Consider the following 25,414-nt stretch of genomic DNA (forward strand, 5'->3'; position numbering starts at 1 on the left):
CTAGATAAATAAATTATTAGTTAAGAAATTAATTTACCGATTGACTTTTTGAAAGTTATATATAAAATGATACTTGAAATAGCAAAATGCTATTTCGGGGCGTAAGAACCTCTTAATCAACGTGGTATTTGTGTCGACCATAAAAATGATACAATCCTCGGCTTTATTCCGGTCAGGGTTATAATAGTTATGTCCAAGGTTTAAAGCTTAAGCTTAGAACCTAAAGGCTATTATGGCTATCGTTGATGGTTTTCTTACTTCCCCGACCACCAAAGTTAAACTTCGGTGGTTGAAACTTGAGCAATTTAAGTTTAATCAATCGGGAGTAAATATGTCTGACCAAGATACTAAAACCATCTCAAAACTCATCATAGAATTTACTTTAAATAAAAATAAAAAAAATCTAGGAGCCGAGATAGCAGATTTACTAGAGAAACCTATAACAAAAAGCGATATCGAAAGAATAGAACAACGCTTAGCAGAACTAGAAAAAATATTTAGTAATGATTTATAGCCTTGAAAATATCATCATCCCATTTTATTAACTATCTACTAATAAAAATAAGCACTAAGATAATTTATAGTAACCATTATGATAAATAGTGCAAAACTGTAAAGTTCTATACCCGTTTCATCGTGTAATAAAGCTATTAATGTAGAGAGGTTGATGCTTTAAAAGGAGGAAGAACATACATCACCACACCCGCTAATATTAGCATGATCATTCCTAGAATAATACCTACTATATTGAAGGCATTTGTAAAAGCAATATTAACCTCCTTAATTAATTCGTGAGCAAATGAAGGCGGTAGTTGTTAAGCAATAATTATTCCTTCACCGATTGAGTCACGAGCTATTTCTGCCATTGATACAGAAACACCGTTAGGGATTACTAGATTGGGTCATGCCTCCATATTGCAGTTACGCCTATTAAAAAGCTATACGTTCAATAAGAGTACCAATAACCTTATCATGAATATCCAATGACTTGGAAAAGCAGATTGTCTTACGTGCAAGCCTCTTGCATCTCGTTCTAAGGTTCAAGTTACTTCGTTCTATCCGTTGAGTGTATTTTTTACTGATAATATGCTTTTTAGGGTCTAATAACCTAGCATAACTCCCCCATCCATCTGTATAGTAAAAAGTCACCTTGAAATTCTCTAGTTTTTTCAGTAATGATTCTAATGTGCTATCACATCTTGTACCAAACGTATAAGCAACTACTTTTAACGAAATCTTATCCAAGGCATACCAAAGCCATCGTTGTCTGGATTTATTCTGTACATAAGACCATTGTTCATCTATCTCAGGAGCAATAATTACTTCTGTTGTACTGATAGAATGATTTATTGTTTTTAATACTAGATTTTTTAAAACACGGATAACTGTATTGATAGAGGCACGACCTAAATAGGTTTTTTTAATAAGATTTTTGTAGAAATAGTTATTCATATTTCAAAAAAATCTTATAATTTGCAGTCAAAAAGACCTGAAATATAGGTAAATTAATTTACTTTCATACAGCCTAAACTACGTACGAAAATTTTTATTTTCATATATTTTTTTTGTCTGTAATACTATTTCACCGATTTTTCTCTGAAAAATCTCTATAGGCGGTAATTCTGTCCAATAACGTGCAACGTGAATACCGCTTGCTGACATTTCTAAAAGTTCTACTTGAGCATCTGATTTTTCGGAACAGAGAATAATACCTATCGGGGAATTTTCAGCTTCAAAACATTCATTCTTCTTTAGCCAATTTAAATATAACTCCATTTGACCTTTATATTCTGCTTTAAACTTGCCTGTTTTTAATTCAACTGCTACTAATCTTTTTAATTTTCTATTAAAAAACAGTAAATCTAAATAAAAATGTTCATTATCTATAGTCATACGCTTTTGCCTTGCTACAAAGGAAAAACCGATACCAAGTTCTAAAATAAATTGTTCAATTTGCTGCAATATTGCATTTTCTAAATCACTTTCATAATGTTCATCCGGAAGTTCTAAGAAATCAAGTATGTACGGGTCTTTAAGGATTAAATCAGGCTCTAACTGAGAATTCATTTTTAATAATGATAATACTTGTTCGTTGTTAGGTTTCTGCGATAACTTAGTTCTTTCATATAACATTTTATCGATATTGCTACGTAATTGCCGTACACTCCAATTTTCTTGTATAGACATATAAGCATAAAAATCTCTTTGATTTTGTTCTTTTAAAGGTAATAACTCAACGATATGACTCCAACTCAATTGTTGCGACACTGTCGCAACAATTTGTTGACCTTGAAAAGATTGATAAAACTGGTTCATCCGCACTAGTGCTGTATAAGTAAATCCTTTACCATATAAAGATGAAAGACCGTTAGCTAAGGTTCTAACAATTTCCTGCCCATACTCAGCTCTAGTACTTTTAAGTATTTCTTCCTGAATTCTTTTGCCGATATTCCAATATAACATCGTCATTTCAGAATTAACTTTAATGGCAACTCGTACTTTAGCATTATCAATAAGAACACTAATATCTTTTATTAAATCAGTAGTATTTGCTGTTATTTCATTCATAATGGATTTTCTATTAATATATTTTTGGTACTTTTAGTATATTTTAAATACTAAAAGTAGAATTTTAGCTTTTTTATAATAGAATTACTAATCGTAGAATATACATTTCGATACAAAATAAATAAAATTTGCTTTTTTTTTCTCAAGCTTATATTTTAATTGGTAAGTTTATAATATGGAAATTTATGTCAAATACAGATAAGGAAAGAGCCATTGCCGCAGCACTCGCACAAATCGAAAAAAGCTACGGTAAAGGTTCGGTAATGAAACTAGGGCAGCGTCCGAATGTTGATATAGAAGCTGTATCAACCGGTTCACTTGGGCTTGATATAGCTCTTGGAATCGGCGGTGTTCCCAAAGGTAGAATCATTGAAATTTTCGGTCCTGAAAGCTCAGGTAAAACTACTTTAACGCTACATTTAATTGCTGAAGCACAGAAAAAAGGCGGTACATGTGCCTTTATCGATGCCGAGCATGCCCTTGACCCTGCTTATGCTAAAAAATTAGGCGTAAATATTGATGAGCTTATTATTTCACAACCAGATACAGGTGAACAAGCTCTAGAAATTGCCGATACGTTAATTCGTTCCGGCGGCATTGATATGATAATAATAGATAGTGTTGCGGCTTTAGTACCGAAATCAGAGATTGAGGGCGAAATGGGTGATGCTCAAATGGCTTCTCAAGCAAGATTAATGAGCCAGGCACTCCGTAAACTTACCGCATCAATTAATCGTACCAATTGTATTACTGTTTTCATCAACCAAATCAGAATGAAAATAGGCGTGATGTTCGGCAATCCTGAAACTACGACAGGCGGTAATGCTTTAAAATTCTATGCTTCTGTTAGGATCGATATAAGAAGAATAGGCTCCATTAAAGATAAAGAAGAAGTAATAGGCAGCCAAACTAAAGTAAAAGTAGTCAAGAACAAAGTATCTCCTCCGTTTAAAACTGCAGATTTTGATATAATGTACGGTTCAGGTATTTCCAAAGAAGGCGAGATAATCGACCTTGGAGTTAAGCTTGATATTGTTGAGAAATCCGGCTCTTGGTTTTCCTATAATAACGTACGCATTGGACAAGGACGTGAAAACGTTAAACAATATTTAAAAGAACACCCACAAATTTCCAATGAAATTGAGAAAATCATACGCGAAAAATCGTCAAAAATTACTAATATAAATCTTGATCAAACGGAGGAAGAAAATGATTGATTTAACAGGTAAAACTTCCTTAATTACGGGAGCTTCAGGAGGCATAGGCGGAGCTATAGCGAGATTACTGCATAAACTCGGAAGCCATGTAATTATTAGCGGTAGTAATGAGGAAAAATTAAAATCCCTTGGAAATGTTATAAAAGATAATTATACGATAGAAATATGCAACCTTGCAAATAAGGAAGAATGTAGCAATTTAATATCTAAAGCATCAAAGCTAGATATTTTAGTATGTAATGCCGGTATTACTAGTGATACGCTAGCAATTAGAATGAAAGATGAAGATTTTGACAAAGTTATTGATATTAATTTGAAAGCAAATTTTATTTTAAATCGTGAAGCAATAAAAAAAATGATGCAAAACAGATATGGACGCATTATTAATATATCTTCAATAGTAGGAATTTCAGGTAACCCTGGGCAGGCTAATTATTGTGCTTCTAAAGCAGGTTTAATAGGCATGACCAAATCGCTCTCTTACGAAGTTGCAACCAGAGGAATTACGGTTAATGCAGTAGCTCCAGGATTTATTAAATCAGATATGACCGATAAACTAAACGAAAAACAAAGAGAAGCCATAGTACAAAAAATTCCGCTAGGTACTTACGGTATGCCGGAAGATGTGGCAAACGCAGTCGCATTTTTAGCAAGCGATCAGGCATCATATATTACCGGTCAAACTATCCACGTAAACGGGGGAATGTTAATGGTGTAAAATTTTGTGCTAGCATAAAATAATTTTTTGTGCTAGAAGTTCTTTTAAAGATAAAATGCTATGAATATTTTAAATAAATATTCATACAGTTAAAATAAAGTCTAATAGCTGAATAACCGCTATTATACGGCATATAAAATTAAATGATTTATGGAGTTCAAAATTATGAGTACAACGGACAAGAACGAACAGAAAGTTATTGAAATGGTTGCTGAAAAGCTAAATAAAGATAAATCGATAATAACTACGGATTCAAGATTTATAGAAGATTTGAAAGCCGATAGTCTTGATACCGTAGAGTTAATGATGGCAATAGAAGTTGAATACGGTATTGATATCCCTGATGATGAAGCCACTAAAATTAAAACCGTATCCGATGTTATAAAATATATCAAAGAACACCAATCTTAATCTGCATAAATTAAATCCCTAATAGATAATTAAAAATGTCGAACCAAAGAGTAAATAAAAGAGTAGTTATTACTGGACTTGGACTTGTTACTCCTGTTGGGCTTAATGTTAGCTCATCTTGGAAAAATATTGTAAATGGGATAAGCGGTATAAAAACTATTACGGAATTTGACACTTCTAAACTTGCGTGTAAAATTGCCGGACTTATAGATAACTCTGAGAAAGATGGATTTAAACTTGAAAACTTCACACAAGCAGATGACGTTAATAGACTAAGTAAAATGGATAAATTTATCCATTACGGAGTAGCAGCCGCAACCGAAGCAGTTGAAGATAGCGGCTGGTTACCCGAAGATGAAGAATCTCGTGATAGAACCGGTTTGATATTAGGCTCAGGAATCGGTGGGCTTAAAATGATCGAAGATACCTCTATCAAACTTTATCAAGAAAATAACGGCAAAGTTAGCCCTTTCTTTATCCCCGCTTCATTAATTAATCTTTTATCCGGTCTTGTTTCTATAAAATACGGTTTTAGCGGTCCAAATCAAGCAGCAGTAACGGCTTGCTCTACAGGAGCACATGCTATAGGCGATGCTATGCGTATGATAAAGCACGGCTATGCAGATGTTATGGTCGCAGGCGGTGCAGAAGCTCCGGTTACACCTGTTGGAGTTGCAGGTTTCGTTGCTGCTAGAGCGTTATGTACTAAATATAACGATAATCCTGAAAAAGCCTCAAGACCTTGGGATAAAGACCGCAGCGGTTTTGTTATGGGTGAAGGAGCAGGCGTTGTAGTCTTGGAAGAATATGAGCATGCCTTAAATCGAGGGGCTAAAATTTACGGTGAAGTTATAGGATACGGCTCTACAGGGGATGCCTACCATATGACAGCACCGCATCCTGAAGGTAGAGGAGCTTATAGAGCGATGAGAGATGCAATGCTAGATGCCTGTATCACTCCCGATATGATTGATTACATTAATGCACATGGCACTTCTACTAATCTCGGTGATGGAATAGAATTAGCAGCGGTACAAAAATTATTTTTAGAAGCGAATCCCCAAATTTTAATGTCTTCTACTAAATCATCAATAGGACATTTGCTTGGTGCGGCAGGAAGCGTTGAGTTTATCTTTTCAGCTCTTGCAATTCGAGATCAGATTGCACCACCAACTTTAAATCTAGATAACCCTATGGATGATGTTAAGATAGATTTAGTAAAATTAAAAGCTAGAGAAACTAAAATAGACTACGTGCTTTCCAACTCGTTTGGGTTTGGCGGTACTAATGCTAGCTTAGTCATTAGGAAGATTTGAGCTTACTCTTATTACCCCCGCAACAACTTCTCTTGAACGCAAAAATAACATATACCTCAAGTAAATGAAAGTAGGTAGACGAAGTTTAATTTGGAAAAGAGCAAGGAGTTTATAAGGCGAGGAGCGGAGCGTACATTTAGTACGTGAGCACCGCAGAACTTATAAAACGACGTAGCTAATTTTGCAAATTAAACGAGTATACCATTATGACCCCAATTTATTACATAAAAGACGGTAATCTAAGCTTTGCAGATAAAGTAATTTTATCTGATTTAGAACTTTATTTATACAAAGGCGATAAGATTTGTCTTATAGGACGTAACGGCTGCGGAAAATCAAGCTTAATGAAAGTAATATCAGGGGATTATGAACTAGATAACGGCGAAGTATTTCAAGATCCTGCAATTACAACCGGCTATTTAAGACAAGATATTTCTATAAAAACTAATCTAACTGTTTACGATTTTATCTTACAACAAACAGATAGTACAAAAGAAATAGATAAATACCAAATCGATATAATTCTAGAAAAATTACAAATCAACGGAACAGATAACTTATCAACCTATTCAGGCGGTCAGCTTAGAAGAGCAAGCCTTGCTAAAGCTTTAATATTAGAGCCGGAAATATTACTGCTTGATGAACCAACCAATCATCTAGATATTGAAACGATTGAGTGGCTAGAAGAATTTGTTAAATCTTATAACGGTGCTATTATTTGCGTTAGTCATGATAGAACATTTCTCTCAAACGTTACTAATAAAATTTGGTGGCTTGATAGAGGGATTTTGCGTAAATCCGATAAAGGATTTAAATTTTTTGATGAATGGCAAAATGTTATAATAGAGCAAGAAGAAGCAGCTCTTCGGAAATTAAATAAAAAACTATCTCAAGAGAATGAATGGTTAAATGCCGGTGTTACGGCTAGACGTAAGCGGAATCAAAAGAGACTTGCAGAGTTGAAAGCTTTAAGAGTAATAACAAGAGAACAGACTGAAAAACTAGCTAGTTCAAAACAAAGAGTTAGGGCAGAGCTTGCCGAAAATATAGCTAAAAGTAAGTTCATTATTGAAGCAGATAATATTAGTTTCAGCTATAAAAATACTAAAATCATCGATAATTTTAGCTTTCGTGTAAAAAAAGGCGAAAAAATCGGCATAATTGGTGCAAATGGCTCAGGCAAATCTACTTTTATCAAATTACTGACAAAACAACTTACACCTGACTTAGGTAAAATTATATATGGCGGTAATTTAGATATTTCATATTTTGATCAACATAGAGAAAAACTAGAGCCTAATCATACATTACAACAAACTTTATGTCCTACAGGCGGTGATCAAGTATTTTTGCCAAACGGTAAAACCATGCACGTTGCCGGTTATTTAAAACAATTCATGTTTAATCCTAAACTACTTAATGCAAAAACCTCTATTCTATCGGGCGGCGAAGCTAATAGATTATTACTTGCAAAAATTCTAATTAACCCTGGAAATCTGTTAATTTTAGATGAACCAACCAATGACTTAGATATGGATAGTCTAGAAATTTTACTAGATATACTTGCAGATTATTCAGGCACTTTAATCGTAGTTAGCCATGATCGTGACTTCTTAGATAGGTTAGTTACTAGAACTTTAGTTTTCGCTCAAGGTAAAATTCATGATTTAACAGGAGGTTATGAAGATTATAAGCAGTATTTTACCACGACTCCTATAATGAAAAAACCTTCAAAGCCCCTCCCCTTAATTCCTCAAAAAGAACCTATAAATAAAAAGCTATCTTATAAATATCAGCGTTTACTTGAAACATTGCCCAACGATATTGAAAAGCTAGAAATATCCATCAAACACTTAGAAAAAGAACTTGAAGATGTTAATCTGTATTTAGATAATCCTACAAAATATAATCACATTACTAATCAATTAATTAATGATAAAAAGAAACTAGACGAGTTATTAAATCAATGGTTAGAAATACAAAATTAATTTTTGTTAAAATTTTCTTGACTTAATTATTAATTTTTGTTAACGTTTCGTGGATGATGGAACACACATAAAAGGTTATTGTGAGTAAAATTACGAATAAAGAATATCCACAAAAAGAAAAAACAGCTGTTCCTCAAGCACTTAATGATATCAAAGCTATTCTTGCTCAAATTACCGCTACTAATAATCCTGCAGAGTTAAGTAGATTAGTAAGTGCAGCTCGAAATATTAAATCTGATAGTTCTTTTATTAATGATATAGCAGAAAAAGTAGAGGCTATAGCATTAAAAAAGCAAGAACTAGCAGAAAGCCAACTTAATTCTGACATCACTCAAAAAGAGCTAGAACAGTTAGAAAAACAAAGAGAACGGGAAGAAGCAATAATACAATATAAAATGGAAGCTGCAAGACAAATTCAGGAACTTAATGCTATCCATGATAGATTTACGAGCAAATTAGAAGAATATAAAAAATTATCTCCTCCTATAGAAACAATGGTTAAAACAAATGAAAAGGGAGAAGAGATAATCGATGAACAGGCGATTAATAAAAATATTTTAACTAAAGAAGAAATAGAAGAGCGTAGACAAAAACTTGCAGAACTTAAAGAGGAGCAAGAAGAAGTAAATATAATAGTTAAAAAAACTAATGAAGAAAAAGAGATTATAGAAAAAGAGATTAATGATTTAACTGAGAAATTAAAAGATAAAAATTTATTACCTGAACAAATTAAAGAATTAGAAGAGAATTTAAAAGTAAAGAAAGAAAATCTAGCAGTTAAAAACACTGTAGTAAAAGAAGTTAGAAAAGTTCAAAAACACGTTCAAGAAGAAATAGAAAGCGTTAAGGTCTTTCATCAAGAAAACCAAGAAAAAATAAATAAGCTTGGAGATGCTATAGAGAAATCAAAAAATACTCTAGATCCTAACAAACATCAAGAATTTAAACAGAAGCATTCTTTACTCAATAACCAACAGGAAGCAATAGTCAATAATAAAAATTTAAGCAGTGAAGACCAAGATATACGTAAAAATATATGTAGTAAAATTAATACTCAACATGAAGCAAATAGAATAAAAGATTCTTTAAATAACCCAATAGCTACCACAAAAAATCACCAAGTTGAGCAAAGTAATCAAGTTCAACAAAAAAAACAAAATAACGTGTGGATAAGATAAAATTTAACAAATAAAATATAGGAGAAAATATGAGTAAACAAAGTAATGATATGGAGACATTAGCAGCATTACAAAGAATTAAAGCTAAAGCAACAACTTTATCAAAGGAAATAAAATCTAAACCTATTACAAGTATGGTAACTACCGGAACACCACATTTAACAGTCGATCAGACTTTTAATCAAATGAATAATGATTATGAAGCTCAGCAAACAAAACTTGCCGGCAAAGGTGCTAAAAAAGGCGGATGTGAAATAATGTAACATTCTAAGAGCTGTAACTATATAGTTGCAGCTTTTGTATTTTTTTGAATTAAGCAAGAGAGGCCTATTGCCTGTATTTTTTCTGACAATTTAAAGCTAATATCACCTGGGAATATTACATTAATTTGATCAAGTTTTAAATCTTCTAAGGATATTTGCATTGATTTTGTAATACTCGGCGTATTTGTATATTTAATTTCAAAACCTAAACGTTTACCATTTTTAAAAATTAAAAGATCTATTTCTGCTCCGTTATGAGATGACCAAAAATAGCATTCCTCAGCCTCAAATTTATAGTATCTAATAATTTGTTCTAAAGCAAACCCCTCCCATGATGCACCGATTTTAGGATTAGTATTTAGTGCTTCATAACTATGTAACCCTAATAAAGTGTGATATATTCCGCTATCTCTAAAAAAAATTTTAGGAGTTTTAACCTGTCTTTTCTTAAGATTTTCATACCAAGGCTGCAAAACACGGATCATAAAAGTTCCTTCTAAAATATCTAAATAATGCTTTGCGGTATGATATGAGATAGATAAAGAATTTCCAAGTTCTGAAGCATTAAATATATTAGCGTGATAATGGCAAAGCATTAACCAGAACCTACGTAACCGCATAGACGGAATTGTAAAACCTAAATTTGGTATATCTCTTTCTAAAAATGTTTTAATATAATTTTGACGCCATAAAGTACTTAACTCTTCATCATCTACAAGATATGATAAAGGAAATCCGCCGCATACCCATAATTTTTGAGTGTCTGACACTTCAGATAAGGCAAACGGTGTCATTTCAATATAGCCTATCCTACCGGCCAGCGTTTCAGAACCTTGTTTAATTAAGTCTCTCGATGCACTGCCTAGTACTAAAATTTAATATCAGTTGTATCAACAAGAACTCTTAAAATAGGAAATAGATTCGGTTTATACTGAATTTCATCGATAATAACAAATCCTTTTAGATCAGATAAAGCAAGCATCGGTTCATTTAATCTTGCTAAATCTAAGGGATTTTCAAGGTCAAAAATATTGATTTTAGAAATATTATAAGCTTCTGCGAATTGTTTAGAAAGGGTAGTTTTTCCGCACTGTCTTGGTCCCAACAAAGCACAAACTTTATGAGTTTTAAAATGTTTTATTATTGATGAAAGGAATTGTTTTCTAAGCATTTAAACTAGTATACTCCGAAGTAAGATGAAGAATCAGTAGACGAAGGTCAATTTCAAAAAGAGCTAGAAGTTCACAAGGCGAGGATCGGAGCGTATACTTAATACGTGAGAACCGTAACTCTTGTAGAACGAAAACGCCAATTTTTGAAATTCACCGAGTATACCATGAAAATTAGAAATTAAGTTTCTAATTTTCAGTATAAAAAGAAAAAGTGATAAAGTCAAAAAGCTTTTTCTCGTTCTGCAACTATAATAGCATGTATTTTTTTAAGCGTCTGGTCGAAATCATCGTTAGTAATTACATAATCATACTCATTAGCATGTGACATTTCATTTTGTGCCGACTGCATACGTAATTTTATTGCTTCTTCATTATCGGTCGCTCTATTTCTTAAGCGTTGTTCCAGTATTTCAATACTAGGAGGCAATATAAATATAGCAACAACATTAGTAGCATTTTTCTTAATGCTCTTTGCTCCTTGCCAATCAATATCAAACAAAACGTCCAAGCCTTGATTTAATAACATTTCGACATATTCTTTAGGCGTACCGTAATAATTATCGTATATTTTAGCATATTCAAGAAATTTATTCTGCTTAACTAATTCTTCAAATTCTAGCTTGGTCTTAAAGTAATAGTTTATGCCCTCTACTTCTCCTAAACGTGGTTTTCTTGTAGTTGCCGAAATAGATAAACGCAAATTATTATCTATTTTCAATAATGCTTTAGCTAAACTTGACTTACCCGTACCTGAAGGGGAAGATAAAATTATAATCAGTCCTTTATTTTTTATTGTCATATTTTATGTTTTATTTCGTAGGTACAGCATATTTCAGAAATATTCAGACAAGATGAATTTAAATACAAGCCTGCGAAAGCAGTAGATAAACTACGTGAGTACAGCCAAATCATACAAAATTCGCTTGCATCAAGCTTTATGAATTATGTCGTACTTTTCTTTTTATTACCTCATCCATAGTACAATTAAAGTATTTTGCTATTTTTAAGATTGTATCTATTTCAGGATTGAATTCACGATTAGCTTCCGCTCTCATAATTCTACTAACAGTCGTATAAGGGATATTAGTGACTTCGGCAAGATATTTACGATCTATCTTTTCTTGTTTTAATTTTTCTTCTAAAAATTCTTTCACTTTAGTCGCAAGTGCCATATTAATAACCTCTGAATAAATAAAGGATAGATATATACAAAGTTTGACGAGTATTACCAACCTTGTTACATGGGTCGAAAAGCCTACTCAATGTCATCCCCGCATAGGTGGAGCTTTGTTGTATGGCTCAAAAAACGCCCTCGACGTCATACCGTGGCTTGTCCACGGTATCCAGAAAAATAACTAAAAATATCAATAATATTGATATTTTTAACTGGATCCCGTGAATAAATCACGGGATGACAGGAAGAAATCGAGCCATGCAACAACACAGGTATTACCAAACATTTTTTATAATTATAGGTAATTTATAAGACCTTATAATTACCAAATCAAACCTGATATTATAATTTCTATATTTAGAATTGCTACTTAAAAACATTTCAGCAGCCCTAGTAATTCTTCTTTGCTGATTGAAAGATACAAATCTATCATCAATTTTAGAGCTTCTTGCTTTGACTTCAATAAAAACAATTTCTTTATTACGTAACGCAATAATATCTATTTCACCGACATAATAACGTTTTCTATGATGCAGTATTTGATAAAATTTTAATTTATAGATTATTATACAAATATATTCGGCAATAATACCAAAATAGCCCTTTTTCATTATTCCTTAGGTAACAATACTTGCACAAATTCCGTTTTAGATAGATCAGCTGCTACATTTACCATAACATCATGTTCCGTAACTTTAGACACATAACCCACTAAAATACCTGCAGGATAAATATTACCGTGTCCGGAGGTTACTATATCCTCATCTTTTTGTACTAAATGATTGTTAGGCAAGTATAAAATTTTACTATTATTATTGTTACCTGCTAAAATACCTTGTTCTCTTGAAGAATTAGCTTTAATAGGTATTCTAGAATTAACATCGCTAATTAACATTACTTTAGCATAATTATTACTCACTTCTATTACTTTTCCTATTAATTTTCCTGAATTAACAACGATTTGATCAGGTTCAATGCCTTGCTTTTTACCTGCAGAAATCAAAGCAGTTCTAGAAAAGGGATTAAAGGAAACACTAAGTAATTTAGTAGTAATATATTCAAATTCTTCTTCCTCAGCAATCGTTAACAAATCTTTTAATGCAATATTTTCGGCTCTTACCGATTCTACCTCACTTTGCAAATGCTGTAATCTTGCTATCTCAAGTTTAAGTTCTATATTTTTTCGTTCTAAATCTTGAAAATAAACAAATTTTTGTGTTATTGAATTTATATATTCAAATATATCTTCATAAACTGCTAAACCGGTTGATACTATACTACCGGTTACCTCAAGTGATATACTAGATATTTTTTTAGGCGTAGTAAAAAATAAATATACAGACAATCCAAGCCCAAATATAACAAAAAAACGCTTAAGAGTATTTGATATTATTCTTATTAATTCTAATGAATTTGAAGAATTTTTTACTCTATTTGCAAGTATTGCCATTTTTAATCCTGTTTAAATAGTACATGTTTTAGCTTTGTAAAATCTTCAAGTACCTTTCCTGTTCCAAGTGCCACACAAGAGAGGGCATCATCTGCAACTATCACAGGCAATTTAGTGGCTTCACTAAGAACAAAATCAAGATTTCGTAATAATGAGCCGCCGCCTGTTAAAACAATTCCCTTATCAACTATATCTGAAGATAATTCAGGAGGCGTCGCCTCTAACGCTACTTTTACCGCTTCAACAATTTGACTTACCGGTTCAATTAGACTATCAGCAATTTGTCTTTCGTTCAATATCATTTCTTTAGGAATACCGTAAATTAAATCACGTCCTTTAATTTCCATCTTTCTTGGCTCAGCATTTTCATCTACATAAGCCGCACCTATTTCTTGCTTTATCTTTTCAGCAGTAGCCTCACCTATCAATAGGTTATAGTGCCTCCTTATATATGAGATAATAGCTTCATCCATCTTATCACCGCCGACTCTTACCGACCTTGCATATACTATGCCCCCTAGTGATAAAACTGCAACTTCCGTAGTGCCTCCTCCAATATCAACAATCATCGAACCGGTCGCTTCCGTTACGGGTAGCCCTGCTCCGATCGCTGCCGCCATAGGTTCTTCAATTAAATAGACATCCCTGCCCCCTGCACTTTCTGCTGCTTCTTGAATAGCACGACGCTCAACCGGCGTAGAACCGGAAGGTACACAAATAACAATTGTCGGACCAAAAAAAGAGCGACGATTATGCACCATTCTAATAAAATACTTTATCATTTCCTCTGCACCCTTAAAATCAGCAATAACACCGTCTTTTAAAGGTCTTTTTGCTTCAATATCCGTAGGAGTACGCCCAAGCATCATTTTTGCTTCATGACCATAAGCATAAGGCACAAAAGCACCGTCTTTTTTTATTAAAGCAATAACAGAAGGTTCCCTTAGAACAATTCCACGACTTTTTTGATAGACAATAGTATTTGCCGTACCAAGATCTATGGCCATACCGGAAGAAAACCCTTCCAAAAACTTCATTATCATTTTATTTTTTCTCTCTAAATTCTAAAAACGCTTCTATGGAACTGTTAATAAAATAAACAATCCCATAGTAAATAAAAATTTAATTATAGACGAAGTTTAATTTGGAAAAGAGCAAGAAGCCTCGGAATTTTTGACCGCAGCGTAGGATACTACGTGAGGATCAAAAATGAGAAGCGACGCAGCCAATTTTTCAAATTAAACGAGTATATATTAAATCTCCTTATAATGTAAAATAATAAAGTTACTAATAAAAAATATTAGCATACTAGGCAATAAAATAGCAGCAATTAAAGATAAATTATTATAAGTAAGTATTTTTAATAATATTTCTGATAACGAATATGCTATAAAACCTGAAAATAAACCTAATATCAGTATTTTTTCTTGGGAATTATCACGCTGTTTAAGACTAATAAAACAACTTGCTAAAATTACGGTTGCCATCATCATTATAGGCTTAAATAATTGCTTGTAATAATAAATTTGATAATTAATAGCCGGTAAACCTGAATTTAATAATTCATTAATTAATTTAGGCAAAGCCCAAATAGAAACCATTTCAGGACGAATAAATTTATTTACTAAACTATTAATTGACAAATTTGTCTGTATAGTTAAATTGTTATAAGTCTTAGTTTTCTCTTTTGTAAAAACCTTAACTCTATTTAAATGTAACATTTTATTTTCAATAATACCGTATAAGGCATCAATTCTCTTTAAAAAAGAATTATTACTATCAACAAATAAAATTGTAATATTATTTAATTTTTTCTCAGCAATATTAATAAATTGTGTTTGAATAATTTGATTTTCATCATTTAAAGATTCAAAAAATAATAAACCTGATTTAGATATTAACCCCTCACTCAAGGTTTTTTTAGTTAGTTTTGCCTCTAATAACTCATATTTTTGTAAGCCTATAGTACCGATAGGATTCAATATAGTCATAAAAACTATACCTAAAATTAAAGTTACAATACATGGAATAACAAGCACTTGCCAAATATGAATACCGCTAGATAACATAGCCGTTAATTCATTATTTTTTGTTAGATTTCTAAGAAAAAATAACATAGAGGTAAAACTAATTAACGAAGATACTTGACCTAGTAAATAAGGAATCTTATATAAAATAAGTCTCCAAAAAAAACTAAAAGGAACATAAATATTTTTGAATTTTTGTAAAAGATCAAAAATATTTGAGATGATTAATAGCCCAATTAAAAGAAATAATATAATAAAGAAACACTTAGAATATAATTTAGTAAGATACCAAGAAAGTGTTTTTAGATTAATCATTATAAATTCAGTGCTAATACGAATTTAAATAAGAATTTGTGTGGTGGGGCTGGTAGGACTTGAACCTACGACCACACCGTTATGAGCGGCGTGCTCTAACCAACTGAGCTACAGCCCCTTTTCATTTGAAATTTATATAATTATTATGCCGTTAAGTCTAGTAAAATTTTTATATTTTTGAGGTATTGACTAAAAAACAAAGCAACATGAAACAGTTTTTTCGTCATTGCGAGCGACTAAAGGCATTGTTGCATGGCTCACTTATGTCATTCCCGCGTGGCATTGTTGCGTGGATATCTAATCGTCATTGCGAGGAGCGAAGCTTTGCTGCAATCCAGAAAAAATAATAAAAAAATTCTGTAAATCAGAATTTTTTACTGGATTGCTTCGTCGAATTACTACGTAATTCTTCTCGCAATGACGGAAAAGCAGATTCACGCAACAATGCTTCTCGCGTAGGTGCACAACTGTCCGAAGTTGAAAAATAAGTAGGATAAGCAATTGTTTTTACAACTATTGCTGGTAGTATTTTTAGTGTTTTACGTTAAAAATACCATTTTTAGCTATTAAATAGCTTTTGTTCATTTTAACTTCGGACAGTTGTGCGTAGGTGCATGAGTGTCAACTTAAGCAACGATGTCATTCCTGCGGAAGCAGGAATCCAAAAAAAGTATCAATACAACAAGTTTTTAAAATTAAAAGCTCGATTTATCTCGCTTTATGCTGGATTCCTGCTTCCGCAGGAATGACATAACAGGTTATAAATAAAAAAAGGCCGAGTAGTAAACTCGACCTTTTAGGATACTATAATTAGTAAATAATTTTAGTGATGTACAACTGTTACAGCTCTACGATTATAAGCAAAAGCTTCTTCAGTATTACCCATCATAGCAGGTCTATCTTTACCGTAAGAGATTGTATTTAATCTGCTATGGTCGATTCCTTTATGAGCTAAGAATTTTTTCGCTGCTGCTGCTCTTCTTTCACCTAAACCTAAGTTATATTCTCTGGTACCTCTTTCATCGCAATGTCCTTCAACAGTAGCTTTTACTTCAGGATGCTTTGATAACCAGCAAGCTTGTCTCTCTAGTTCTTCTTTAGCCTTTGGTGATAAAGCAGAGCTATCAAAAGCAAACCATACTGCATTTCCTGCATGCTTCTCGAAATCTTTCATTAATGAGGTTTCTTCACCTTGGTTCATATTACCGTCAAATTGCGGTGTTCTTTTTGTTGTATTACACCCTGCAAGCACAAATAATGCAAGAAAAGCTAATGTAATTTTTGTTTTCATAATTAAACTCCTTGAGATTATAATTTATTAATATTGAATTCATTTTAGCTAGTTATAAAACTAAACTAACCAAAAGCTATGTGAGTTAGTATATATCATTATTTTATTAGTTTAAAGGCTAAAATATTATAAACTGCAATTACTTCTGTATAAATGTGGTAAAAATATCATTTTTTTACCATCTAATTAATACACTGCCCCAAGTAAGACCTGCACCTATAGCTGAAAATAGTAGAATATCACCTTTTTTTATTTTGCCTGATGCTTTAAGAGTATTCAAAGCAAGCGGAATAGAAGCCGCAGAGCAGTTAGCATGTTTTTCTACGGTTTTCACTACTTTATGCTCTTCTATATTTAATAGTTCAGCGAGTTTATTGATAATACGGATATTTGCTTGATGAGGTATGAAATAATCAATATCGCTTACACTGAATTGATTAGCATGCAGTAAATCTTCTATAGATTGTTGCATTTTTTCTATTGCATGACGAAATAATTTTTGCCCCTGCATAACTATCTTGCCACTAATACCATTCATACTTACACCACCGTTCGTGTATAATATTTCATAATCAGCCCCGCTTGAGAAGATATTACTATCTATTAAACCGGAATCATCACTACTACGCTGCAATATTACGCTACCGGCCCCATCACCGAATAAAACGCAAGTAGTCCTATCATTCCAGTCTAATAATGACGTCATTTTCTCGGCTCCTATAAGCAAAACAGTTTTATATTTACCGGATGCAATAAGAGAATTTGCGACTTGCAATCCATATACAAAGCCGGCACACACTGCTTGTAAATCAAAAGACGGTATATTAGTTAAACCAAGATAACCTTGAAGCTTAGAGGCGACTGAAGGAAAGCTATTATCCGGAGTAGTAGTACATGTAATAATTAAATCAATATCATTTGCCGACACCCTTGCATCTGCTATAGCTTTTTCAGCTGATTTTAAAGCAAGATGGGAAGTATATTCTGTATCACCTGCTATATGACGCTGCGTAATACCTGTTCTTGTTCTAATCCATTCATCGTTAGTATCTACAAATTTTGCAAACTCGTCATTACTAACTATTTTTGAAGGAAGATACCCGCCGCAACCAATAATTTTACAGGTCATAAATTTTAGGTACTTAAGCTACTTCTTCTTCAGTTTCAATTTTCTTTATTACTACTTGACGATTATTATAAGTACCGTCGACTAAAGAAACGTGATGCGGAAGTTTATATTCACCGGTTTGCGAGTCAACTATTACGTTAACTTTGCCAAGTGCTAAGTGCGAACGTCTCATATTACGTCTTGATTTTGATGTTTTCTTCTTTGGAACTGCCATTATTAGCCTCTCTAAATATAAATTAAAAAGTATTTGTCAAATTAGTGAAGCAGTATATTATAATCTTGTAATAAAATCTAGATAAAATTAAACTTATGAAAATTTTTATAACATACATTTTTAGTATATTAGCCTTTTTTTCCTTAAGCGGCTGCAAAACTATCGAAAATAGAGGGCAGTCCATCGATGATTCGGCACTTGTAAAATTAGAGTCTAAAAAACTAAATAAAACAGAAGTCGTAGAGTTAATAGGTACACCTACTATGGTACCGGAATATTCCCAAAATACTTGGTATTATGTTGAAAGAGTTATGTCTCAAAGAGCTTGGCTCAATCCAAAAATTGAAAAGCAGAAGATAGTAAAAATTACGTTTGATGCTAATAATTTTATGCAGGAAGTAGTAGTAATAGATGATTCTCATAGACAAGATATAGAAACAGTCCGTGAATATACTAGGACATATGGAACGGAACTTAACGGACTACAAAAATTTGTTAAAAATTTAGGTAGATTCAATAAAACTACCGACGGAAATAAAAACAAAAGCAAGAATAAGAAGAAGAGATAAGTACCTTAAATTGTCTTGATTATTGTCATTCCTGCGAAAGCAGGAATCCAGTAAAAAAGTATAAATACAGCAAGTTTTTGAAATTAAAAGCGGAGGTTATCTCGCTTTATGATGGATTCCTGCTTTCGCAGGAATGACATCAGTAACATGACGACGAAGCAGCAACAACATCCATAAAACAAAAACTATCTAATATGATTTCGATATTTAGTAAATTAAAACAAAGTTTATCTAAAACTTCTAATAAAATAACGGAAGGTATCGACAAAATATTTTACAAGAAAAAATTAGATGCAGAAACTCTAGAAGAGCTTGAAGAGCTGCTTATTGCAAGTGATATGAGCGTTTCGGTAGTAACTAATATTATTGAAGAATTTAAAAAGGTAAAATTTGACAAAGAAATAGATAGTGATACAGTAAAAGAAGCCCTAGCTGAATTAATAGAGCAGCAGCTATCAAAATCAGAAATTCCTTTTACACTAAACGAAAATAAATTAAACGTAATTTTAGTTTGCGGTGTTAATGGAGCAGGTAAAACCACCACTATAGGTAAGCTTGCTGCAATGTACTCAGCACAAGGAAAAAAAGTAGCGGTTGCGGCCTGTGATACTTTTAGAGCAGCTGCCGTGAATCAGCTAAGCAGTTGGGTAGATAGAGCAAATGCACTACTTATTACCGGTGAAGAATCGGCTGATCCTGCAAGTGTTGCTTACCGAGCTATGGAAGAGTCGATAAAACAAAATATCGATATACTTTTTATTGATACAGCAGGCAGGCTTCATAATAAGAAAAATTTGATGGATGAACTGTCTAAGATTGTAAAGGTTATAAAAAAACTAGACGAGAATGCTCCTACTCATAGCGTCTTAGTAATTGATGCTATTACAGGACAAAATACTTATAACCAAGTAGAACATTTTAATGATGCTACTAATTTGACGGGGCTTATCGTGACTAAATTAGACGGTAGTGCTAAAGCCGGAGTGCTTGTCGGAGTGGTACAGAAATTTAATCTACCCGTATATTTTATCGGTATAGGCGAGAAGATAGAAGACTTAAAAATATTCAACCGACATGATTTTGCTAAAAGTCTAGTGGGGTTGTGAGGTTTTGCTGTACTCGGTGTCATTCCGTGGCTTGACCACGGAATCCAAAAAGCAACTTAAAACATCAACAATTTTAGTATTTTAAACTGGATTCCGTGGCGGGGTCACGGGATGACAAAGAGAATAAACTCATAAAATGACTCAAAAAAATACCTTATTGCTCATAGACGGATACGGATTTGTTTTTAGAGCCTATTATGCACAACAGCCTTTGACTTCGCCGAAAGGTGAACCTGTCGGTGCTCTTTACGGCTTCGCTTCAATGCTCCTAAAATTGCTGAACGACTTTAAGCCTAAACATGTCGCTGTAGTATTTGACAGCGGCGGGAAAAATTTTCGTCATCAGATTTATCCTGAATATAAAGCTAACCGCCCGCCTCCACCTGAAGATTTAGTCGTACAATTACCTTTAGTTCGTGATGTTGCTAGTAACTTAAACTTTCCTATTCTAGAGAAAAACGGTTATGAAGCCGATGACATTATTGCAACCTTTGCTGCTAAAACAGCTGCACTCGGCGAAGATGTAGTTGTCATCTCTTCCGATAAAGATTTATTGCAGTTAATGGGTGAAAACATCAAAATATATGATCCGTTAAAAGGAAAATATATTACGGAAGATGATGTTGTTAAAAAATTCGGTACTACTTCTGATAAATTACGTGAAGTGATGGCTTTAATCGGTGATAGATCGGATAATATCCCGGGCGTACCGTCTATTGGACCAAAAACGGCAAGTAGTCTTATAACGCAATTTGGTTCTGTAGAGAATATATTTAACTCTTTAGACCAAGTTTCAAGCCTAAAACAACGTGAAACTTTACAAAATTCTAAAGAAGCGGCGTTAATTTCATGGCAATTAATCGGGCTTGATTCTAATGTTGATTTAGATTTTCAGCTGAATAATTTAGAATGGTCACCTCCAAATAGCGATAAATTAACAGGATTTTTACAGGAATACGGTTTTAAATCTTTATATAAAAGAGCAGAAAATTTATTTGATATTAAAATTAATGACCATAAAGAGATAGTAGACAATAAAGTAACCGAAGCAAAAGAAATCAGTAACGCTAGTGAGCTCGCAGATTTTGCTAAAAAAGCTGAGAAAATAGGAATATTCGGGATATATTTACTGCAGCATAAAGGGGATAATGTTGCTCTTATTTTATCATTGCAAAACCAAAGCTATATTATTAAAATTTCTAACACTTCCCATGATCTATTTTCCTATAATACTAAAAATAATAACGACTGGTTTTCGGATATAATCTTCAATTTACTAACCGATAAATCTATAAAAAAAATTACCTACTCTCTAAAGCCTCTACTTAAATTCTATGCAGAACAATCTCATGAAATTACGGCTATAGAGGATTTAGAACTAATGCAATATGCGTTATCTGCCGGTTTATCACAGAAAAATTTATTTGAAGAAGCTTTGAAAGAGGATAATATAATTACCGAATCGGCAAGAATAGTCGCCGATTTTACTTCACTTTATAAACAAAATATACTGGAGCTTAAAGATAATAAAGCCTTTAGGCTTTATAGCGACATTGACTTACCTATTTGTTTTATTTTAGATAAAATGGAAAAAATTGGAATTAAAGTAGACGCAAATTATCTAAATCAGTTATCCGCTGAATTTGGAGCAGAAATTCTAAAACTTGAAGAAGAAATTTTTGCTCTTAGCGGAACTAAATTTAATATCAGTTCGCCAAAACAATTAGGTGAGATTTTATTTGAAAAAATGCAATTACCTTTTGGTAAAGCTTCGGCTAAAGCAAGCTCTTACTCAACAGGGGCAGAAATACTCGAAAAACTTAGCGAGCATGGATATAATATTGCCGACTTGTTATTAAGATGGCGGCAACTTACAAAATTAAAGAATACCTACACCGATAGTTTACCGAAACAGATAGATAATATAACACATAGAGTACATACGACATTTTTACAAACTTCTACCACTACAGGAAGACTTAGTTCACAAGAACCTAATTTGCAAAATGTACCTATTCGCTCTAGTGAGGGGAATAAAATCAGACAAGCTTTTATCGCTGAAGAAGGATATAAATTAATATCTGCCGATTATTCCCAAATTGAGCTTAGAATATTAAGCTATATCGCAAATATAGATGCACTAAAACAAGCGTTTATCAATAAAGACGATATCCATACTCAAACGGCTTGTCAAATCTTTAACTTGCAAAAACATGAACTAACTAGCGAACATAGACGTAAAGCAAAAGCCATAAATTTCGGTATCATTTACGGTATAAGTGCTTTTGGGCTTGCTAAGCAATTAAACGTTAGTAACGGTGAAGCATCCGAATATATCAAGAAATATTTTGCCGAATATAAAGGAGTACAAGAATATATGGAGCAAACAAAAGCTTTTGCAAGTAGCAACGGCTACGTCATAAATTTCTTTGGCAGAAAATGTTTTGTACCTCTAATTCATGATAAAAAGCTTAAACAATTTGCAGAACGTGCAGCTATTAATGCTCCTATTCAAGGAACTAATGCCGATATAATTAAAATTGCCATGATTAATTTAGATCAAGAAATAGAAAAAAATAACCTTAAAACAAGATTAGTACTGCAAATTCATGATGAATTACTATTTGAAGTGCCGGAGGATGAAGTAGAACTCGTAACGCCTATTATCAAAAAAATTATGGAAAACTCTACTAATATGGATGTACCGATTATAACCGAAATTAGAGTAGGTAATAACTGGATGGAGATTCATTGAGTATACTCGTTTAATTTGAAAAATTGGCGGCGTTGTTTCATGGATACCAAATCGTCATTGCGAGGAAATTGCATAGCAATTGACGAAGCAATCTCAGGAGTTTGTTATTATTTCGTGAGACTGCCACGCAGTCTACGACTGCTCGCAATGACGTTAAAAATTAAAAAAGGAGGGTAATGTATGAAAAATTTTATATTCACATCTGAGTCGGTTTCTGAAGGGCATCCGGACAAAATTGCCGATCAAATTTCAGATACGGTACTTGATGAAATTCTAAAACATGACCCTAGTGGTCGTGTTGCCTGTGAAACATTTGTAACAACCGGTCTAGTTTTAGTCGGCGGCGAAATTACTACTAGTACCTACGTGGATATTGAGCAAATAGTACGTAGCAAGATACAAGAAATCGGCTATAATAATCCAAATTATGGATTTGACGGTAGCTGTTGTGCCGTAATCTCGTCTATAATTAAACAATCGCCCGATATAGCTATGGGTGTTGACAATTCAAATGACGATGAAATAGGTGCAGGAGACCAAGGTATGGTTTTCGGTTATGCCTGTAATGAAACGGATAGTTTAATGCCCGCACCGATTTACTACGCTCATTTATTAATGAAAAGGCAAGCATATTTACGTAAAAAAATATACTGTCTTGGCTTAGACCTGATGCAAAGTCACAAGTCACGTTACGATATGAAAATAACAAACCTGTTGCCATTGATGCAGTAGTTTTATCAACTCAGCATCATCCGGAAATACAACAAAAAGACCTTATTGAAGCAGTAATGGAAGAAATTATTAAACAGGCATTACCAAGCAATTTACTTCACAAAGACACTAAATACCTAATTAACCCAACAGGTAGATTTGTTATAGGCGGTCCTGTTGCCGATTGCGGCTTAACCGGTAGGAAAATTATCGTGGACAGCTATGGAGGAATGGCAAGACACGGCGGTGGTTGTTTTTCAGGAAAAGATCCAACAAAAATAGATAGGTCGGCTGCTTACATGGCACGTTATATTGCTAAGAATATAGTAGGAGCAGGACTTGCTGATCGCTGTGAAATACAAATATCTTATGCAATAGGTGTTGCTGCTCCCGTATCTATTTATGCTGAAACTTTCGGTACTAGCAAATTAAGCAACGAACAAATTACTAAGCTCATAACACAGCATTTTGATATGCGTCCAGGCAGAATTATTAAACATCTTAAGCTTCGCACTCCATGTTATCAAAAAACAGCTTCTTACGGTCATTTCGGTCGAGAAGACGAAAATTTTGCATGGGAGCAACTAGATAAAATAGATATATTGAGAGAGTAATTATAGGGCTTAGAAAGAACTATCTTGATATTTATTTATCCTTAATATAGGATTATTTTCACATCCGCTTATTCAACTAATTAGTTAGAAAGTATGACTGAGAATATAAATAGTGATATAAAGTTCGGCAACTTGGAAAACTCTGAAAACGAGCTTATAAATACTGCTCTAAAAGAGAATAACCAGAATAAGCTGAGAGAGCATTACGAAAATATCACTCAGGCTTTAAATAACATACGGGCATATGAGTATGAAGCGAAAGCAACTCAGTATCGTGAAATGCTTGACGATGCCCGTACCTATGATAAATCCACAAAAAATTATGATTTAGGCTCAGCTCATTTTATAACGGCTAGCGGTTATAAAGCCTTACTTGGAGCTTATAAGGCTTTAAATCCTGATGAAAATACAGATAAAAAATTAGACCATTTTATGAATGGCTTAGATGAGATTTATAAGCAATCCTTTTCAGCACGTAATTTAACTAGCTCAAATAAATTACCACCCGCAGAACAGTTAAAAAAATTTTTAGAAACAACTACAGATGAAATATACGATAAACTGCAAAAAACCGGAGAAGCATATTTATCATATTCTAATGCTCCTACTAATACAGGATTACATGCAAATGTTATAAAATATTCTAAAGAAAACGGAAAAAATTATCGTATTATATATAATGCCGGTGCTGGAGTAAGAGCAGATAATTCAAAGCTAAATCAAACACCAAAAGATCAATTATCTAAAATAAATGAAACAATAGAAGCAAGAAGTAAAGCAAAATTCAGCTCCATTAAGTATGAACTCAAAAATCAAACAGATAAAGAAGTAAAAGATAGTATATTTTCTATATTATCTATAAATGAACTAGAAGCAATAAAAGCTCATAATAACGAGATTAACAGGTTCAAATCGGAGCAGCTTATTAACCCAACAGCTGATTCAAGAAGAACAGTTACAGGACAAACTTTAGGGAATTGTAGCAGCAGGTCAATAAGAGAAGCTTTAAGAGACAATGTACCGGATTCAGAATTTCGTGAAATATATGATTTTATTACACAAAATCAAGTATCTCAAATAATATCAAACTTAGAAAGCGAACAAAAAAATTTAGCAAATACTTTAAATATACCTTTAACAAAAGAACAAAGTATCTCAAATACAACTCATCAAAATCAATCCCAAAAAGATATTACCAATTCAGCTACTAATAATTTTGATGCTTTTT

At 33.0% G+C, this 25,414-nt stretch carries 22 protein-coding genes, 1 tRNA gene and 4 pseudogenes; 14 read left to right on the forward strand and 13 right to left on the reverse strand.

What is annotated here, in order from left to right; genetic code table 11:
* Positions 1–331: 331 nt before the first annotated feature.
* Entirely contained in the window at positions 332–514 is a 183-nt protein-coding gene (locus tag ACNFN7_RS02445) for a hypothetical protein (protein WP_485440683.1), read from the forward strand.
* A 416-nt stretch (positions 515–930) separates the two neighbouring features.
* Here ACNFN7_RS02445 and ACNFN7_RS02450 read toward each other — a convergent pair whose 3' ends face one another.
* Positions 931–1,452, reverse strand: a complete 522-nt coding sequence (locus tag ACNFN7_RS02450; RefSeq protein WP_485440684.1) for an IS1 family transposase — start codon at positions 1,450–1,452, stop codon at positions 931–933.
* Between the two features lie 78 nt (positions 1,453–1,530).
* Positions 1,531–2,568, reverse strand: a complete 1,038-nt coding sequence (locus ACNFN7_RS02455) for a PDDEXK nuclease domain-containing protein (RefSeq protein WP_485440685.1) — start codon at positions 2,566–2,568, stop codon at positions 1,531–1,533.
* Between the two features lie 185 nt (positions 2,569–2,753).
* Here ACNFN7_RS02455 and recA point away from each other — a divergent pair, with 185 nt between their 5' ends.
* The 7 genes from recA (at position 2,754) to ACNFN7_RS02490 (ending at position 9,659) form a co-directional block, all read left to right on the forward strand.
* Positions 2,754–3,785 carry a recombinase RecA gene (gene recA / locus ACNFN7_RS02460; protein WP_485440686.1) on the forward strand — a complete coding sequence of 344 codons (1,032 nt, stop codon included), beginning with the start codon at positions 2,754–2,756 and terminating at the stop codon, positions 3,783–3,785.
* Positions 3,778–4,503, forward strand: coding sequence for a 3-oxoacyl-ACP reductase FabG (gene fabG / locus ACNFN7_RS02465; RefSeq protein ID WP_485440687.1), 726 nt, complete (start codon positions 3,778–3,780; stop codon positions 4,501–4,503). Before recA ends, fabG begins: the two co-directional genes overlap by 8 nt.
* Positions 4,504–4,653: 150 nt before the next feature.
* Positions 4,654–4,914 carry an acyl carrier protein gene (gene acpP, locus ACNFN7_RS02470; RefSeq protein WP_485440688.1) on the forward strand — a complete coding sequence of 87 codons (261 nt, stop codon included), beginning with the start codon at positions 4,654–4,656 and terminating at the stop codon, positions 4,912–4,914.
* Positions 4,915–4,949: 35 nt separating this feature from the next.
* A complete protein-coding gene (gene fabF / locus ACNFN7_RS02475) occupies positions 4,950–6,230 on the forward strand; it encodes a beta-ketoacyl-ACP synthase II (RefSeq protein WP_485440689.1) in 1,281 nt (426 codons plus the stop codon).
* A gap of 206 nt (positions 6,231–6,436) precedes the next feature.
* Complete coding sequence (locus tag ACNFN7_RS02480) at positions 6,437–8,218, forward strand: ABC-F family ATP-binding cassette domain-containing protein (protein ID WP_485440690.1); 1,782 nt, start codon at positions 6,437–6,439, stop codon at positions 8,216–8,218.
* A gap of 80 nt (positions 8,219–8,298) precedes the next feature.
* Entirely contained in the window at positions 8,299–9,396 is a 1,098-nt protein-coding gene (locus ACNFN7_RS02485; protein ID WP_485440691.1) for a hypothetical protein, read from the forward strand.
* 29 nt (positions 9,397–9,425) lie between these two features.
* Entirely contained in the window at positions 9,426–9,659 is a 234-nt protein-coding gene (locus ACNFN7_RS02490) for a hypothetical protein (RefSeq protein ID WP_485440692.1), read from the forward strand.
* Positions 9,660–9,676: 17 nt separating this feature from the next.
* Here the strand turns inward: ACNFN7_RS02490 and ACNFN7_RS02495 are convergent.
* From ACNFN7_RS02495 to rpmF, 11 genes and pseudogenes are all read right to left on the reverse strand, one after another.
* A pseudogene (locus ACNFN7_RS02495) lies at positions 9,677–10,830 on the reverse strand (ATP-binding protein).
* Between the two features lie 221 nt (positions 10,831–11,051).
* Complete coding sequence (gene gmk / locus ACNFN7_RS02500) at positions 11,052–11,630, reverse strand: guanylate kinase (protein WP_485440693.1); 579 nt, start codon at positions 11,628–11,630, stop codon at positions 11,052–11,054.
* A gap of 136 nt (positions 11,631–11,766) precedes the next feature.
* On the reverse strand, positions 11,767–12,003 hold the full coding sequence (locus ACNFN7_RS02505) for a helix-turn-helix transcriptional regulator (RefSeq protein WP_039595196.1): 237 nt from the start codon (positions 12,001–12,003) through the stop codon (positions 11,767–11,769).
* A gap of 277 nt (positions 12,004–12,280) precedes the next feature.
* The gene (locus ACNFN7_RS02510; protein WP_485440694.1) at positions 12,281–12,616 is read right to left on the reverse strand and encodes a YraN family protein; all 336 of its coding nucleotides are present in this window, start codon (positions 12,614–12,616) and stop codon (positions 12,281–12,283) included.
* A complete protein-coding gene (mreC, locus tag ACNFN7_RS02515) occupies positions 12,616–13,455 on the reverse strand; it encodes a rod shape-determining protein MreC (protein WP_485440695.1) in 840 nt (279 codons plus the stop codon). Before mreC ends, ACNFN7_RS02510 begins: the two co-directional genes overlap by 1 nt.
* Before the next feature lie 2 nt (positions 13,456–13,457).
* A complete protein-coding gene (locus tag ACNFN7_RS02520) occupies positions 13,458–14,498 on the reverse strand; it encodes a rod shape-determining protein (RefSeq protein ID WP_485440696.1) in 1,041 nt (346 codons plus the stop codon).
* Positions 14,499–14,708: 210 nt separating this feature from the next.
* Positions 14,709–15,797: an LptF/LptG family permease gene (locus ACNFN7_RS02525; RefSeq protein WP_485440697.1), complete on the reverse strand. Its 1,089-nt coding sequence runs from the start codon at positions 15,795–15,797 to the stop codon at positions 14,709–14,711.
* A 41-nt stretch (positions 15,798–15,838) separates the two neighbouring features.
* Positions 15,839–15,915 (reverse strand) — tRNA-Ile (locus ACNFN7_RS02530).
* A 705-nt stretch (positions 15,916–16,620) separates the two neighbouring features.
* Positions 16,621–17,088: a peptidoglycan-associated lipoprotein Pal gene (gene pal, locus ACNFN7_RS02535; RefSeq protein ID WP_040256384.1), complete on the reverse strand. Its 468-nt coding sequence runs from the start codon at positions 17,086–17,088 to the stop codon at positions 16,621–16,623.
* A gap of 175 nt (positions 17,089–17,263) precedes the next feature.
* Positions 17,264–18,217, reverse strand: a complete 954-nt coding sequence (locus ACNFN7_RS02540; protein WP_485440698.1) for a beta-ketoacyl-ACP synthase III — start codon at positions 18,215–18,217, stop codon at positions 17,264–17,266.
* Between the two features lie 13 nt (positions 18,218–18,230).
* A complete protein-coding gene (gene rpmF / locus ACNFN7_RS02545; protein WP_485440699.1) occupies positions 18,231–18,431 on the reverse strand; it encodes a 50S ribosomal protein L32 in 201 nt (66 codons plus the stop codon).
* A gap of 95 nt (positions 18,432–18,526) precedes the next feature.
* On the opposite strand from rpmF, the gene ACNFN7_RS02550 reads away from it, so the two are divergent.
* The 6 genes and pseudogenes from ACNFN7_RS02550 (at position 18,527) to ACNFN7_RS02575 (ending at position 24,883) form a co-directional block, all read left to right on the forward strand.
* Positions 18,527–19,000 (forward strand): outer membrane protein assembly factor BamE, encoded by a 474-nt coding sequence (locus tag ACNFN7_RS02550; protein WP_202069301.1) that lies wholly within the window; start codon positions 18,527–18,529, stop codon positions 18,998–19,000.
* A gap of 194 nt (positions 19,001–19,194) precedes the next feature.
* A complete protein-coding gene (gene ftsY, locus ACNFN7_RS02555) occupies positions 19,195–20,106 on the forward strand; it encodes a signal recognition particle-docking protein FtsY (protein ID WP_485440700.1) in 912 nt (303 codons plus the stop codon).
* Positions 20,107–20,242: 136 nt separating this feature from the next.
* The gene (gene polA, locus ACNFN7_RS02560; RefSeq protein WP_485440701.1) at positions 20,243–22,861 is read left to right on the forward strand and encodes a DNA polymerase I; all 2,619 of its coding nucleotides are present in this window, start codon (positions 20,243–20,245) and stop codon (positions 22,859–22,861) included.
* A gap of 180 nt (positions 22,862–23,041) precedes the next feature.
* A pseudogene (gene metK, locus ACNFN7_RS02565) lies at positions 23,042–24,186 on the forward strand (methionine adenosyltransferase).
* A 93-nt stretch (positions 24,187–24,279) separates the two neighbouring features.
* A pseudogene (locus ACNFN7_RS02570) lies at positions 24,280–24,543 on the forward strand (hypothetical protein); the annotation flags it as partial.
* Between the two features lie 75 nt (positions 24,544–24,618).
* Positions 24,619–24,883 (forward strand): annotated as a pseudogene (locus ACNFN7_RS02575) (hypothetical protein).
* Positions 24,884–25,414 lie beyond the last annotated feature (531 nt).

The organism is Rickettsia sp. MAE-05 (assembly GCF_057319745.1).

Bases quoted from the DNA above. Each gene is read 5' to 3' on its own strand.
- ACNFN7_RS02520 (WP_485440696.1), bottom strand. From the start codon at position 14,498: ATGATAATGAAGTTTTTGGAAGGGTTTTCTTCCGGTATGGCCATAGAT.
- ACNFN7_RS02550 (WP_202069301.1), top strand. From the start codon at position 18,527: ATGAAAATTTTTATAACATACATTTTTAGTATATTAGCCTTTTTTTCC.
- ACNFN7_RS02450 (WP_485440684.1), bottom strand. From the start codon at position 1,452: ATGAATAACTATTTCTACAAAAATCTTATTAAAAAAACCTATTTAGGT.
- ACNFN7_RS02525 (WP_485440697.1), bottom strand. From the start codon at position 15,797: ATGATTAATCTAAAAACACTTTCTTGGTATCTTACTAAATTATATTCT.
- ftsY (WP_485440700.1), top strand. From the start codon at position 19,195: ATGATTTCGATATTTAGTAAATTAAAACAAAGTTTATCTAAAACTTCT.
- ACNFN7_RS02490 (WP_485440692.1), top strand. From the start codon at position 9,426: ATGAGTAAACAAAGTAATGATATGGAGACATTAGCAGCATTACAAAGA.
- rpmF (WP_485440699.1), bottom strand. From the start codon at position 18,431: ATGGCAGTTCCAAAGAAGAAAACATCAAAATCAAGACGTAATATGAGA.
- ACNFN7_RS02505 (WP_039595196.1), bottom strand. From the start codon at position 12,003: ATGGCACTTGCGACTAAAGTGAAAGAATTTTTAGAAGAAAAATTAAAA.
- polA (WP_485440701.1), top strand. From the start codon at position 20,243: ATGACTCAAAAAAATACCTTATTGCTCATAGACGGATACGGATTTGTT.
- pal (WP_040256384.1), bottom strand. From the start codon at position 17,088: ATGAAAACAAAAATTACATTAGCTTTTCTTGCATTATTTGTGCTTGCA.
- acpP (WP_485440688.1), top strand. From the start codon at position 4,654: ATGGAGTTCAAAATTATGAGTACAACGGACAAGAACGAACAGAAAGTT.
- ACNFN7_RS02510 (WP_485440694.1), bottom strand. From the start codon at position 12,616: ATGAAAAAGGGCTATTTTGGTATTATTGCCGAATATATTTGTATAATA.
- gmk (WP_485440693.1), bottom strand. From the start codon at position 11,630: ATGACAATAAAAAATAAAGGACTGATTATAATTTTATCTTCCCCTTCA.
- mreC (WP_485440695.1), bottom strand. From the start codon at position 13,455: ATGGCAATACTTGCAAATAGAGTAAAAAATTCTTCAAATTCATTAGAA.
- recA (WP_485440686.1), top strand. From the start codon at position 2,754: ATGTCAAATACAGATAAGGAAAGAGCCATTGCCGCAGCACTCGCACAA.
- ACNFN7_RS02540 (WP_485440698.1), bottom strand. From the start codon at position 18,217: ATGACCTGTAAAATTATTGGTTGCGGCGGGTATCTTCCTTCAAAAATA.
- ACNFN7_RS02455 (WP_485440685.1), bottom strand. From the start codon at position 2,568: ATGAATGAAATAACAGCAAATACTACTGATTTAATAAAAGATATTAGT.
- fabG (WP_485440687.1), top strand. From the start codon at position 3,778: ATGATTGATTTAACAGGTAAAACTTCCTTAATTACGGGAGCTTCAGGA.
- fabF (WP_485440689.1), top strand. From the start codon at position 4,950: ATGTCGAACCAAAGAGTAAATAAAAGAGTAGTTATTACTGGACTTGGA.
- ACNFN7_RS02480 (WP_485440690.1), top strand. From the start codon at position 6,437: ATGACCCCAATTTATTACATAAAAGACGGTAATCTAAGCTTTGCAGAT.
- ACNFN7_RS02445 (WP_485440683.1), top strand. From the start codon at position 332: ATGTCTGACCAAGATACTAAAACCATCTCAAAACTCATCATAGAATTT.